The sequence below is a fragment of the Nitrospirota bacterium genome (assembly GCA_016207885.1).
GTDB lineage: Bacteria > Nitrospirota > Thermodesulfovibrionia > UBA6902 > UBA6902 > JACQZG01.
On record JACQZE010000006.1, the window covers coordinates 12,876 to 25,988 of the forward strand.

The 13,113-nt window shown below is 46.5% G+C and carries 19 protein-coding genes; 5 read left to right on the forward strand and 14 right to left on the reverse strand.

Annotated features, from left to right (window positions below):
- Window positions 1–66: 66 nt before the first annotated feature.
- From HY807_05465 to HY807_05500, 8 genes are all read right to left on the reverse strand, one after another.
- Complete coding sequence (locus tag HY807_05465) at window positions 67–315, reverse strand: hypothetical protein (protein MBI4825853.1); 249 nt, start codon at window positions 313–315, stop codon at window positions 67–69.
- A 25-nt stretch (window positions 316–340) separates the two neighbouring features.
- Complete coding sequence (locus tag HY807_05470) at window positions 341–826, reverse strand: ferritin family protein (GenBank protein MBI4825854.1); 486 nt, start codon at window positions 824–826, stop codon at window positions 341–343.
- Window positions 827–844: 18 nt separating this feature from the next.
- The gene (locus HY807_05475) at window positions 845–1,246 is read right to left on the reverse strand and encodes a hypothetical protein (protein ID MBI4825855.1); all 402 of its coding nucleotides are present in this window, start codon (window positions 1,244–1,246) and stop codon (window positions 845–847) included.
- Window positions 1,247–1,470: 224 nt separating this feature from the next.
- Window positions 1,471–2,103, reverse strand: a complete 633-nt coding sequence (locus HY807_05480) for a nitroreductase family protein (protein ID MBI4825856.1) — start codon at window positions 2,101–2,103, stop codon at window positions 1,471–1,473.
- Window positions 2,104–2,218: 115 nt separating this feature from the next.
- Entirely contained in the window at window positions 2,219–2,926 is a 708-nt protein-coding gene (locus tag HY807_05485; GenBank protein ID MBI4825857.1) for an ABC transporter ATP-binding protein, read from the reverse strand.
- Entirely contained in the window at window positions 2,919–3,707 is a 789-nt protein-coding gene (locus tag HY807_05490; GenBank protein ID MBI4825858.1) for an ABC transporter ATP-binding protein, read from the reverse strand. The genes HY807_05485 and HY807_05490 overlap by 8 nt, the downstream gene beginning before the upstream one ends.
- Window positions 3,708–3,839: 132 nt before the next feature.
- Window positions 3,840–5,048 (reverse strand): branched-chain amino acid ABC transporter permease, encoded by a 1,209-nt coding sequence (locus HY807_05495; protein ID MBI4825859.1) that lies wholly within the window; start codon window positions 5,046–5,048, stop codon window positions 3,840–3,842.
- 12 nt (window positions 5,049–5,060) lie between these two features.
- Window positions 5,061–5,963: a branched-chain amino acid ABC transporter permease LivH gene (locus tag HY807_05500; protein MBI4825860.1), complete on the reverse strand. Its 903-nt coding sequence runs from the start codon at window positions 5,961–5,963 to the stop codon at window positions 5,061–5,063.
- A gap of 108 nt (window positions 5,964–6,071) precedes the next feature.
- Between HY807_05500 and HY807_05505 the strand changes: the two genes are divergently transcribed.
- The 3 genes from HY807_05505 (at window position 6,072) to HY807_05515 (ending at window position 7,592) form a co-directional block, all read left to right on the forward strand.
- The gene (locus HY807_05505; protein ID MBI4825861.1) at window positions 6,072–6,815 is read left to right on the forward strand and encodes a radical SAM protein; all 744 of its coding nucleotides are present in this window, start codon (window positions 6,072–6,074) and stop codon (window positions 6,813–6,815) included.
- 127 nt (window positions 6,816–6,942) lie between these two features.
- Window positions 6,943–7,191: a ribbon-helix-helix protein, CopG family gene (locus HY807_05510; GenBank protein MBI4825862.1), complete on the forward strand. Its 249-nt coding sequence runs from the start codon at window positions 6,943–6,945 to the stop codon at window positions 7,189–7,191.
- Window positions 7,188–7,592 carry a putative toxin-antitoxin system toxin component, PIN family gene (locus HY807_05515; protein ID MBI4825863.1) on the forward strand — a complete coding sequence of 135 codons (405 nt, stop codon included), beginning with the start codon at window positions 7,188–7,190 and terminating at the stop codon, window positions 7,590–7,592. Before HY807_05510 ends, HY807_05515 begins: the two co-directional genes overlap by 4 nt.
- 12 nt (window positions 7,593–7,604) lie before the next feature.
- Here the strand turns inward: HY807_05515 and HY807_05520 are convergent, their stop codons facing one another.
- Window positions 7,605–8,735 carry a branched-chain amino acid ABC transporter substrate-binding protein gene (locus HY807_05520; protein MBI4825864.1) on the reverse strand — a complete coding sequence of 377 codons (1,131 nt, stop codon included), beginning with the start codon at window positions 8,733–8,735 and terminating at the stop codon, window positions 7,605–7,607.
- 125 nt (window positions 8,736–8,860) lie between these two features.
- Here HY807_05520 and crcB point away from each other — a divergent pair, with 125 nt between their 5' ends.
- Together crcB and HY807_05530 are read left to right on the forward strand one after the other, a co-directional pair.
- A complete protein-coding gene (gene crcB / locus HY807_05525) occupies window positions 8,861–9,238 on the forward strand; it encodes a fluoride efflux transporter CrcB (protein ID MBI4825865.1) in 378 nt (125 codons plus the stop codon).
- A gap of 11 nt (window positions 9,239–9,249) precedes the next feature.
- Window positions 9,250–9,591, forward strand: coding sequence for a DUF190 domain-containing protein (locus tag HY807_05530; protein MBI4825866.1), 342 nt, complete (start codon window positions 9,250–9,252; stop codon window positions 9,589–9,591).
- 7 nt (window positions 9,592–9,598) lie between these two features.
- Here the strand turns inward: HY807_05530 and HY807_05535 are convergent, their stop codons facing one another.
- Genes HY807_05535 through efp form a run of 5 tightly spaced genes read right to left on the reverse strand, consistent with a single transcriptional unit; the run spans window position 9,599 to window position 13,109 of the window.
- Window positions 9,599–10,093 carry a CvpA family protein gene (locus HY807_05535; protein MBI4825867.1) on the reverse strand — a complete coding sequence of 165 codons (495 nt, stop codon included), beginning with the start codon at window positions 10,091–10,093 and terminating at the stop codon, window positions 9,599–9,601.
- A complete protein-coding gene (gene thiE, locus HY807_05540) occupies window positions 10,090–10,731 on the reverse strand; it encodes a thiamine phosphate synthase (protein ID MBI4825868.1) in 642 nt (213 codons plus the stop codon). Before thiE ends, HY807_05535 begins: the two co-directional genes overlap by 4 nt.
- Window positions 10,712–12,100, reverse strand: a complete 1,389-nt coding sequence (gene accC, locus HY807_05545; protein ID MBI4825869.1) for an acetyl-CoA carboxylase biotin carboxylase subunit — start codon at window positions 12,098–12,100, stop codon at window positions 10,712–10,714. Before accC ends, thiE begins: the two co-directional genes overlap by 20 nt.
- A complete protein-coding gene (gene accB / locus HY807_05550) occupies window positions 12,097–12,549 on the reverse strand; it encodes an acetyl-CoA carboxylase biotin carboxyl carrier protein (GenBank protein ID MBI4825870.1) in 453 nt (150 codons plus the stop codon). Before accB ends, accC begins: the two co-directional genes overlap by 4 nt.
- Window positions 12,549–13,109: an elongation factor P gene (efp, locus tag HY807_05555; protein MBI4825871.1), complete on the reverse strand. Its 561-nt coding sequence runs from the start codon at window positions 13,107–13,109 to the stop codon at window positions 12,549–12,551. The genes accB and efp overlap by 1 nt, the downstream gene beginning before the upstream one ends.
- Window positions 13,110–13,113 lie beyond the last annotated feature (4 nt).

The window sequence follows — 13,113 nt, forward strand, 5'->3', positions numbered from 1 at the left end:
TTTTTTCAAGCAGATTACCCGTATGTTTCAGGCCGGTTATCTACATCTATATCAGTACAGGATCGGCTATCTCTTAAAATTCTTTATAAACTCGCCTATCTTGATGCCGAGCGAAACACATTTAACGCCGTCCACGCAGTCGTCAGCATCCTTCTTGTCAAGGTAGGCATTTAATTCATGCGCGTCTTTTTTCAGCCTGATGACGTATACATTCCTTTCTTTATCAAAATTAAGATTTACCGATATCCCGTTCTCTGATATCTCCGGGTATATCTCTACCACCTTATCCTTTAACGCAACATTTGAATACCCCATGTGCCCTCCTTTTGATAATTATGGTTTAACCCTCGACAATGCTGTGTTCATCCCACATGAACCAGTTCCCTGTATCCAGCAGAAATGAGTATGTCTCTGCAAAGATATCATAATGATGCCTCTCTTCTTCAATCAGCCTCTTAAATAACTTTTTCTCTATTTGGGACTTGGCCTCAAGTTCCGCTTTTTTGTAAAACTCAATCCCGTCCTTTTCCATCTGCATGGCAATTTTAAAGGCCTCAAGTTCATCATCAGTCGCTTTGATCCTCTGCATCATCTCGTCCTTCATGGCCTCAAAGATAGTCCTGATATTATCTTTGGGATTAACATCTTCTATAATGATCTCCTCGCCTTTAAATATTTTGGAAAGCATCAGCAGATGTCTTTTTTCATCTTCTGCTACTGACAGGAACATCTTCTCTCCGACCGGCGAAGATGTCCTGGCCGCTGCCTCTTTGTAAAAATTAATCGCGTCAGTCTCCATCTTTATCGCTATTTCAACCGCTTTCATGATTCCTCCTGGTTTAGTTTATGATTTAATTGTTAGTTCATAAAGCGTTTTTCCAATAAAGAAATCACCCCAGGCAATGCCGATATCAGGAAGAGTTGATTTAAATATCCAGTCCTGAAGCGGCGCGGATCTTGCGACAAGGTCCGCTATGCTGAAGTGAGCCATAAATACGGTGCCGTATATCACTATCATCCCGTTCAGAAGAAATCCATAAACAACGGTTTTCCTTGAGAGGTAAAGCGCTGTTACGGCAATGACATCGATAAGCGGAAAGATAAATGAGAAAAATCTGGTAATGTCAAAATGCGTGACTCCGGGATTTAATTTATCCGGCACCATAAAGTAATGTATCCTTAAATGCAGCAGCAGGCCTGAAACGGCGAGCAGGAAAAGCGCTGTCAATAATGTTCCTTTTTTCATTTGATCCTAAAAATGGGCTATATGGCCGAGATACAATGTAAGGTAAATTACGATGATATGAAGCACCCACCATCCCGGTTTAAATCTCATAAAATATTTCAGCATCTTACCTCCAGAGCAGGTTCCCTAAAGAATATACCGCGGCAATCCCCGCAAGATGTATCAGCCACCACCATGGTTTTAAAAAACTTGTCAGCTCAAGCAGCTTTTTCCACATATACGCCTCATTTATAGGATTCAAAACTCATGAATTCGTCAATCTCACGCCTGAAGGCCCTTGGGAGAAGAGTTATGCCTGACTTGAGATGCCCGACAGCTATCAGCATCGGGATTATCTTGTCAGCCGGAATACCGAACTCCTTCTTAACCGCCTCCCCGTCAAAACCATCCATAGGGTGCGTCTCAAGCCCAAGCCCTTTAGCCGCCAGCATAATATTCATCCCGAAGAGAGCGGCATTTTTTGCGGCAAATATCTTTCTCGTGATGCTCTCAACTGTGCCATAAAGATTCTTCATCATCCCGAGATATGTCTCGCGCATCTCAGGTTTCATAAATCCAAGCTCCTGCCAGCTGTCAAGCACCCTGCCGCTGTTCTTTTCAACACCGTCAGGATCTGCGATGATTATCAGGACAGCCGATGCCTCCTCAACCTTGGGCTGGTCAAACGCGCACTTTCTCAATGCCTTTTTCCTTTCAGCACCCTTCACTACAACAACCCGCCACGGCTGGAGGTTGAATGAAGATGGAGAAAGGTTTGCCAGTGTGATGAGATCCCTGAGCTTTGCGTCGGAAATATCCTGTCCCGGTTCAAAAAAGTTAATTGAGCGTCTTTCCCTGATCGCCTGAAGTATATCCATTTTACCCCTCCCGTAGTTATCTTTCATCTAAAGGCCATTAGATTAAACAGACAGTAAATAAGATCAATGTCATATAAGGAATTTTATCAGAATATAGATGAAAGTCAATCCGGCATTAAAGGCCGAGATATGCCTTCTTGACATCTCCATTGGAAAGCAGTTCACCGGCTGTTCCCTCAAGAACCACACTGCCATTCTCCATTACATATCCCCTGTGAGCCGTCTGAAGCGCCAGGTTAGCGTTCTGTTCAACAAGAAATACGGTAGTTCCATGCTCTGAGTTGATCTTTATTATGATCTCAAATATCTGTTTTACTATCATTGGAGCAAGACCGAGAGAAGGCTCATCAAGCAGCAGCAGTTTCGGCCTTGCCATGAGCGCCCTTGATATGGCTAACATCTGCTGCTCCCCGCCGCTCAGAGTTCCTCCTGCCTGATGCCACCTTGATGTGAGTATCGGAAAGAGGCCGAATATATATTCAAGGTCTTTCCTGATGCCGTCTCTGTCCTTGCGTAGAAAAGCGCCCATGCGCAGGTTTTCCATTACGGTCAGCTGCGGGAATATATGTCGTCCTTCGGGCACCTGTGATATACCGAATGATACGATCTTATCAGGACTCATCTTATGAATGGACTTGCCGGAGAAGAGTATCTCGCCTGATTGTGGAGGAACAACGCCTGAGATCGACATCAGGGTTGTGGTCTTGCCGGCTCCGTTTGCGCCGATAAGTGTTATTATCTCTCCCTCGGAGATCTTGATATTAACGCCCTTGAGCGCCTGAATATTTCCATAATATGTTCTGACATCAACAAGCTTAAGCAACGAATTCCTCTCCAAGATATGCCTTTATGACGACAGAGTTATTCCTTATCTCATCCGGCGTGCCTTCTGCTATCTTCTTGCCGTAATCCATGACAGCTATGCGGTCGGAGATGCTCATCACAAGCTTCATATCATGCTCAATAAGAAGAATGGCTATGCCATCTTCATCCCGTATCGTCTTTATCATACTGTCAAGCTCCTGAGTCTCACTGCTGTTGAGCCCTGCCGCAGGCTCGTCAAGAAGCAGAAGAAAAGGCTCCGTTGCAAGGGCTCGCGCGATCTCAAGCCGCCTCTGCGCGCCGTAGGGAAGGTTCTTTGCAGCCTCATTCACATATGAACCTAAACCTGTCTTCTCAAGCATCTCGTAACTTCTTTTGACCGTTTCCCTCTCTTCATTCATTGCAGAGCTGCCTCTGAAGAGAGCACCGATAATGTTTGAATGAGTCCGGCAGTGGCGGCCTATCATAACATTCTCAAGCGTTGTCATATTCGGGAAGAGGCGGATATTCTGAAATGTACGCGCCATGCCAAGCTTTGTAATGATGTTCGGCTTCAGCCCGTTTATCTTCTCTCTCTTTTGTTCAGGCGGCGATATGAAGATATCTCCTTTTGATGGTTCATATAATCCGGTTATACAGTTGAAGAAAGTTGTCTTGCCTGCACCGTTTGGGCCGATAAGCGCAAGTATTTCGCCCCTCTTAATATTAAGACTGAGATGGTCGAGTGCCCTTATCCCGCCGAAATCCATAGTCAGATTATTTACTGAGAGCACGTTTTCCATTAAATTAAGATCCATTACCGTATTAGTGTCATTCCGGCTTGTCCGGAATCTTCCCCTAATACACTTGAAAGATAGATTCCGGACAAGCCGGAATGACAGAATTAATATGTAAATGAATTAAAATCAGACTTATTAATCATCCGCCTTTTCAAATTTATAAGTACGCCGCACATTGCTTATTAACCCCTGCGGCCTGAATACCATCATGATGACAAGCACAGCGCCGAAGACTATCATCCTGTATTCAGAGAAAGCCCTCAGGTACTCCGGCAGGAGTATAAGAATTAAAGCCGCTGTGATAACCCCGACTATCGAGCCCATACCGCCGAGCACTACGATGCACAAGATTATCGCTGATTCATGAAATGTGAAGCTGGCAGGATTTATAAATGTCGTCTTTGCCGCGAACATCACTCCCATCATGCCCGCCCATGTCGCGCCGAGGGCGAATGCAGAGAGTTTTGTCTTTGTCTTGTCTATGCCCATCGCCTGGCAGGCTGTCTCATCCTCCCGCAACGCAAGCCATGCCCTGCCTATGCGCGAGTCCGAAAGCCTGTTAACAACGATAATGGTAAAGACCGTAAGTCCGATCATCAGGAAGTAGATATATGTTGTCGTAGACTGAAGTGATAACTCAATGCCGAAGAAGGAAGGCCTCGGAATATTTGCTATCCCGCTCGGCCCGAATGAGAACGCATTCCAGTTCTCAAGTATCAACCTTATGATCTCGCCGAAGCCGAGCGTCACTATCGCAAGGTAATCACCTCTCAGGCGAAGCACCGGAAATCCGAGCAGTATGCCGAAGAGAGCGCCAAGTAAGGCCCCGACAGGCAGGACGGTCCAGAAACCAAGTCCGAAGTGAAGATTAAGAAGCGCGTAACTGTAAGCGCCCACAGCGTAGAATGCAACATATCCGAGGTCAAGCAGACCGGCAAGCCCGACAACTATATTAAGTCCGAGCCCGAGCACAGCGTACATCAGCGCGGTGGTCAATATATTTACCTGATAAGTTGAAAAGAGGAATGGAAATAATGCGGTCAATAATATAAAAGCTATAACAGACGGGATAAAGAAAGCCGTCTTCTTGAATTTATAAAATATTGTAATACCTGCCGCCTCTCCTGATGCTTCACTTTGAACGTCCGCTTCTTTCCTCTTTATCATCCATCTCCATAGAAAAGATAATAAGAAGCTCCCTCCCCCGACAAACGCCATATTCCACCATCTCCATTCAATGGCATTCTCAAGCGGATTGACCCGTATCACCATAATGGGAAATGTCAGGAACATGAACCAAATGGATGCGAGAAGCGATCTTTTTATTTCAGTGATATTGATCATTTATTTAATTTTTCATACCTTCTGCGAACCTGATTTCCCGAGTATCCCCGCGGGCCTGAATATGAGAACCAGAACCAGCAGGGCGAATGCGAATACATCTTCATAGTCGCTTGATACATATCCTGTCGCAAGGCTCTCGACCCATCCGAGGAAGAAGCCGCCCAGGACAGCGCCCGGAATGCTTCCGATACCGCCGAGCACGGCAGCTGTGAACGCCTTGATGCCGACTATAAATCCTATGTTGAAATTTATCTGCCCTATATGGGATGCGATAAGCACCCCGCCGATAGCTGCAAGTGAAGAACCGATAATGAATGTTATCGAGATTATCCTGTTCACATCTACGCCGGCAAGCATCGCCATCTTCTTGTCCTGTGCAGTAGCTCGCATAGCCATCCCGATCTTCGTATATTTAATGACGAGTGTAAGTATCAGCATGACCACAGTTGTGGTGATGAGTATGGCAAGCTCTGCCGAGCTGAATATATGCTCATAATTCTCCATGAACTTGAACTCAGGTATGAGCGACGGAAAAGGGAGAAAGTCAGATGTCTGGGCAAGGCGCACATAATTCTGCAGAAATACAGACATCCCTATCGCGCTGATAAGCGGTGAAAGCCTGGGCGCGCTGCGAAGAGGTTTATAAGCTATCTTCTCAATCGTAAATCCGTAAGCGGATGAGTATATGACAGCTGCTGCAGAAGCGAGAAATAGAATGGATATCTCATTAAAACCCAAGACAGTTAGGACGCTCGCGATGATAAGCGCAGTGAAGGCGCCGATCATGTATATCTCGCCATGCGCAAAATTGATCAGCTCAATAATGCCGTACACCATCGTGTACCCGAGAGCGATAAGCGCGTATATGCTCCCGCGCGTCAGCCCGCCGAGCAGAAGCTCAAAGAAGTATTCCATAACCTCCCTGCACCAGATTGAATTTCAGTATTATATCACGATGTAAACCGGATGATGTTTCACTTTATTCCCATACAATCTGAACCCTCGCTGTGATAAGATTTAAATATGAAGATCAGGGAGATCACCGCAAAGAGTATCCTTTCTAAATCACAAATCTATGACTACGCAATAAACCCATATGTTGGATGCGCGCATAACTGCGCTTACTGCTACGCCAAGTTCATGAAGAGGTTCACCGGCCATACCGAGCCCTGGGGGGATTTTGTCGATGTAAAGATAAACGCCCCTGAACTTCTGGCAAAAGAGATTAAGAAGAAAAAGATCGGCCGCGTCTGGATAAGCGGCGTCTGCGATGCCTATCAGCCTCTTGAGAAAAAGTATATGATCACGAAGCAATGCCTATACATCCTCGCTGAGAACAACTGGCCTTTTACCATTCAGACCAAGTCCCCGCTTGTACTCAGAGATATTGAGATACTGAAGAGAGCAGGCGATGCCGAGGTCGGTTTCACAATAACAACTGCCGATGACAAGATTAGAAAGATATTCGAGCCCGGCGCCCCGCCCATTAATAAGAGGATAGAGGCATTGGCAGAACTTCACTCCGCAGGGATCAAAACCTTTGCCATGATAGCGCCGATTCTGCCGGGCGCTGCGGGGCTGGTCAGCAAATTAACGGGCAAAGTGGATAATGTGCTCATAGACAGACTGAACTATCATTACGCTGACAGGTTATTCAAAGCACACGGGATGATGTGGGCGATGGAGGATGGTTGTTTCCTGAAGACGGGGAAAGAGTTAATGAAAGGATTTAAAAAAGAAGGAATCCCATGTGAGATGCTTTTTTGATTTGATTCATATTTATTGTCATCCCTCTTCCTTACGTCATTCTCGTGCTTACGAAGGCACTTTGACAACCTTATATATCTGATATACAATATATACAAAAGATACAAATTATATCAGGAGGAAAGATATGTCAACTCAGATGATCATAAGGATAGACGATGAGGTCAAGAGCAGGCTTAATAAGCTTGCCAGGATAGAAGGCAAGACTACAAGCGAGGTGGTACGGGAGCTTATAGAAGAGCGTATAAAGGAACGCGACATCGGCGCATATGTTGAGGACCTTTGGAGCAGGATCGGAATTAAATTGAGATCAAAAGGAGTAACGCCCTCGACGATAAATAAGGCGATTAAGGCATCGCGGAAGAAACTGGCATGAGGGTTGTTATTGATACAAACATCTTTGTCTCATCTTTTTTCGGCGGGAATCCAAAGAAGATAACAGACTTTTGGAAGAATGAAAAGATAACACTCTGCCTGTCTCATGCAATTTTAAATGAATATATAGACGTGCTTCACAGGATCGGCCTTAAGGACGAACAAGAACTTGAGGAACTGTTATCCCTTTTCTCAAGAGGTTTCAACATTCTGTTTACTACGAAAACACCAAAAATAAAGATTGTTATGAATGATCCTGATGATGATAAGTTCATCGAATGCGCTGCGGCATTAAAGGCAGATGTTGTTATATCCGGGGATAAAGAAGTCCTTGCAGTAAAGGAATACATGGGTATCAGGATATTGACACCAAAGCAGTTTTTGAAAAACTATCAGGGTTAGTTAAATCCCGCCCTACTTAACTTCCTCATACCCCCCCTTATTCACCTTATACATCGAGAAGCCGACACCCACTGCGTCGCCTCGTTCATCAAAGCGTATCCTCCCGAGCGGAGTATCAACAAACTCAGTTCTCAGTGCTTTTGTGACCGCTGCATAATCTGTGGAGCCTGCCTTTTGGATGGCGTTCATAAGCGCCTGTGTCGCTGCATATGCATTCAGAAAAAATGCGCCGGGGTCTGTTCCATACGCTGCCTTATGGTCGCTGTTTGCCTTGAGCGCGAGCGGGTTCTTTGAGACATCCTTCGGGCCTGTAGCGTAAACTCCCTCTGCGTACTGCCCTGCGACCTTGATGAATGTGTCATCCTTTACGCCGTCGTCAGAGATGAAGTATGTATTCATCTTCTTCTTTCTCATGAGCGTGACGATCTTTGAAGCCTCGGGGTGGTAACCGCCGAATATGACAGCTTCAGCGCCTGAACGTTTGATCTTCTGTACAACAGCGGAGTAGTCGACCGCGCCCGGAGTAATGCCTTCAAACAGCACGACCTCTGCTTTGCCTGAATCCTCAAGGAACTTCTTTGCGAACTCTGCAAGCCCCTTGCCGTAATCTCCCTTGTCATGAAGCACGGCTATCTTCTTTACCTTAAGCGTATTGAGAGCAAAATCAACCTCAAGCTTTGCCTGCGCGTCATCAGATGCTATTGTGCGGAAGAAGTTGGGATAGTCGCCGCTCTGCGTGAGCGGAGGGTTGGTGGCGGACGGAGACATAAGAACTATCTTAGAATCTCTGTATATCCCAAGCGCTGCCTTTGTGGCGCCGCTGCATATATGCCCCATCACAACATCCGCATGCAGAGAGATCAGCTTTGCCGCTGTGTTGGCAGCAATCTCAGGTTTGCACACATCATCTTCGATCAACAGCTCAACCTTTCTGCCGAGTACCCCGCCTTTTGCATTTATATCCTTGATAACAAGTTCAGCAGCATTTACAGACGGCAGTCCGTATGAAGCAAGGTCGCCGCTGTGAGCGCCGGCTATGCCGAGCTTTATGCTCTCGGCGGTATATGCTGATGAAGAGAGGCTTAAATAGGCAAAAATTAGAACTGCAAAAGCGAAAGAAAACCTGATGAAAAGCTTCCTCATAATAATGATATCTCCTTGTTTTTATTGCTTTTAGTAAATAATTATGAAGAAGTGAATGATAAAAGTCAAACACTATGAAGAACGGTTCTGTTATAATTTTAAAGATTTTTTCAAGGAGAGCAATATTGACCAAGATAATTATTGTTGGTTCCGGCGGTTTTTTGGGCTCTGTCGCAAGGTATCTGCTCAGCGGCTGGGTTTATGACACCATGCCCTTTGCAGGATTTCCTTACGGCACGCTCGTGGTCAATGTGCTTGGATGCCTTGTAATAGGTTTTTTAGGCGGGCTTGCCGAGGCAAGAAATGTATTGGGGCCGGAGATCCGCCTCTTCCTGTTTATCGGATTCCTCGGCGGCTTCACGACCTTCTCGACATTCGGCCATGAGACGATGGCGCTCTTCCGCGATGCTGAAAATATAAAAGCCTTTGCAAATATCATTTTTCATATTACAATCTGTCTATCCGCAGTCTGGATCGGCAATGCGATATCACGCGCTATTTAAGGAGGAATGTGATGGAACTTACAGAGACAGGGCATCTGCTGCGAATCTTCATAGGCGAGAGCGACAAGCATGAAGGCATACCGCTTTATGAATGGATAGTGAGGATGGCGCGTGAGAGCGGGCTTGCTGGCGCGACCGTGCTTAGAGGGCTTGAAGGGTTCGGCGCCCACAGCAGGCTTCATACCGCCAAGATACTGAGGCTTTCAAGCGACCTGCCGATAGTGGTTGAGTTAATAGATACCGCTGAAAAGATAGAAGAGTTCCTGCCGATGATAGACGGCGCTGTGAAGGAAGGGCTTGCGACGGTTGAAAAGGTCGGCATCAGATTTTACAGAAGCGGCGAGCGGCTGTAGTTCTTCCCTACTTCTCTTTGCTTCCTCTGTACCTTATCTGAAGATTGTCAGGGATAATATTATTTGCGGCATCCACTACCTTCAGCAGATAAGGAAGAGTCACAGACTTCTTTAACACATCGCTCTCTGACTGCACGAATGTTGAGATAACCCCTGCGATAACCGAGACTATCAGAAGGCCTTTAAGAAATCCGAGCCCGCCTCCTGCGATGCGGTTAGCCCAGCTTAGCCCGACTGCTTCCATAAACCTGTCTATCAGCTTTGAGCTTAACGCGGCAAGGATGATGCAGAAGATAAAAATAGAAAGAAAGATGACTATTCTCGCGGCGCTGTTATCCGGCCCGAAGAAATAGTTTGTGACAGGTTCATACAGTTTTACCGAAAGAAGATATCCCGCAACGATACCGACGATAGAGAACACCTGCTTCACAAGGCCTTTGATAATGCCTGATGCAATAGTGACCCCCATTATTACAAGAATGACTATGTCGAATGAGTTCATAAGATCACTGTGTGATTTTTGATAGCTGATAAGAAGATGACCACATTCTTTTTTATATCTCCTCTGAGTATGGCTGAGCCGACCGCAACTGCGTCAGCGCCTGAACTTAATAACTTTGCCGCAGTATCAGGTGTGATGCCGCCGATGGCGGCTATGGGAATTGAAACATTCCTTCTGACATCTTCCAGCATCTTCAGCCCCTTCGGCCTGCCTGCGTCTTTTGTGGATGTGTGGAATACGGGGCCGAAGCCGATATAATCTGCGCCTTCTTCCTGCGCCTTCAGAGCCTGCTTTACTGAATGCGTGGATATGCCGATGATCTTTCTTTTGCCTAATATCTTTCTTGCCTCTTTCACAGGCATATCATCCTGCCCCAGATGAACTCCGTCGGCATCAACGGCAAGTGCCATGTCTATATAGTCGTTGATGATGAATGTAGCGTTATAACTGCGGGTAAGGGTTCTGATTGATACTGCTTCAGAAAATATCTCTTTTTTGCTGAGGCGCTTTTCTCTGAGCTGAATTACTCTCACTCCTGCTGAGAGCGCCGTCTTCGCGATCTCTGAATGCGAGATGCAGGCTGTATCCCTGTCTGAGATGAGGTATAACGCACGTTCTTTATTGAAGTGTATCTTCAACAGTATCAGTAATGAGCGGCTTCCTGGGGTTTAGGTTTTTCTCAAGAAAATCAGTATTAAAGTTTCCTGCGATAAATTCCGGATTTTCAAGTATTTTGAGATGCAGAGGTATCGTCGTCTTGATGCCTTCTACAATGAATTCTTTGAGCGCGTTCCTGAGCTTGTTTATTGCATCGGCCCTGTCTCTGCCGTGAACTATGAGCTTTGCTATGAGAGAATCATAGTGGGGCGGAACTGTCCAGCCTGTATATGCTGCTGTATCTACCCTTACTCCGCGGCCTCCCGGCGGGATGAAGAGCGTTATCTTGCCCGGTGACGGAATGAACTTCTCCGGGTCTTCGGCATTTATCCTGCACTCGATGCAATGGCCTGTAAATCTGATGTCAGACTGTTTATAAGAAAGCGGAAGGCCTGCTGCAAGCTTTATCTGCTCTTTGATAATGTCAATGCCGGTCACCATCTCGGTCACTGGATGCTCCACCTGTACTCTGGTATTTATCTCCATGAAGTAGATGCTTCCGTCCTTGTCATAGATAAATTCTATCGTCCCGGCATTTCTGTACTTGAAAGCCCTGGCAGCAGCGATCGCAGCCTGCCCTAACTTCGCAGTAAATGCTTTATCGGAAAAGATGAAAGGCGCCTCTTCAAGGAGCTTCTGATGCCTTCTCTGTATGGAGCAGTCACGCTCTCCGAGGTGTATTATCTTGCCTTTATTGTCAGCTAATATCTGTACCTCGATATGCTTCATCTCAGTGATGAACTTCTCTATGTAAAGCTCGCCGTTGCCGAATGCCGCAAGCGCTTCTTTCTGCGCTGTATGGAACATCTTCACCACCTCGCTCTCATCATTCACCACGCGCATGCCTTTGCCGCCGCCGCCTGCCGAGGCCTTTATGATAAGAGGGAAGCCGATCTTCTTTGCCACTTCGACCGCGTCTTCTTCGCTCAGGACAGGGTTATCGCTTCCAGGAACTACAGGTACATTATGCTGCTTCATCAGCTGCCTTGCATTTGCCTTGTCGCCGCCAGCTCGGATATTTTTTGCTGACGGGCCTATGAATGTGATATTTGAGGCGTTGCATGCCTCAACAAATTGGGCATTCTCCGCAAGGAAGCCATAGCCCGGATGAATTGCTTCGGAATCTGTGATCTCGGCAGCGGTTATGATCGCGGGAATATTGAGATAGCTGTGCGTGGAAGAGGCCGGGCCTATGCATACAGACTCGTCAGCGAGCCTTACATGAAGCGCGTTCCTGTCGGCGTCAGAGTATACTGCGGCAGTGCTTATGCCGAGCTCGCGGCAGGTCCTGATTATCCTTACTGCGATTTCGCCCCTGTTTGCTATTAAGACCTTATTGAAGAGTTTCATGAAAGGGGTTCGATGAGAAAGAGTGTCTCGCCGTATTCAACGGACTGGCCGTTTGAAGGGAGTATCTTCTTGATTATTCCGTTGGTATCGCTCTCTATCTCGTTCATGAGCTTCATGGCCTCAACGATGCAGAGTATCTGGCCTTTTTCAACCTTGCTGCCTACCGTTACAAACGGAGGCGCATCGGGAGATGGAGCCGGATAGAAAAATCCAACAATGGGTGATGTGACAGGGACAAGATTCTGTTCCGCAGCTGCCGCAGCTGCCGGTTTCTCAGGTTCAGGCGCTGCATGAAGGGCCGGCTGCATCATCGGCTGCACGGCTCCTGCAGGGCGAAGGTGGCTCTCTTTCTTGATCTTGCACTTTGTCCCGTCTTTTTCAAAGGAGAATTCCGTTACGTCTGTATCCTTCAGCAGGTCTATCAGTTTTTTTATTTCATCAAGTTCCATTATTTCACCCTTTCGATATATTCGGATGTCCTTGTGTCCACCCTTATAACATCGCCTTCATTAATATGGAACGGGACCTTTACAACAGCCCCTGTCTCAAGCACCGCGGGCTTGCTCCCTCCGCTTGCCGTGTCGCCTTTAAATCCGGGGTCGGTCTTCTCTATCTTCAGCTCGACAAATAACGGGATATCAACCGTGAGAGGCTCGTTTTTATAATAAAGTATCTTGACGGTCATATTCTCTTTAATGAACTTAAGCGCGTCCCCAAGCTGCTCCGGGGTAAGAGGAAACTGCTCATAACTTTCAGTATCCATAAAGTAGCACAGATCATCCTGCTTATAAAGATACTGCATAGACTTCTCCTCGAGATTCGGTGTTTCAACCTTCTCCCCGCCCTTGAAGGATTCCTCAAATATGCTGCCGGTCTTGAGGTTCCTGACCTTTGTCTTGACGATAGCGCCGCCTCTTCCCATCTTTATATGCTGAAATTCTACTATCTCATGCGGAGCCCCTTTTATCTCTATCCTGGCTCCTTTTCTAAACTCGCTTGTAGTTATCAATTCT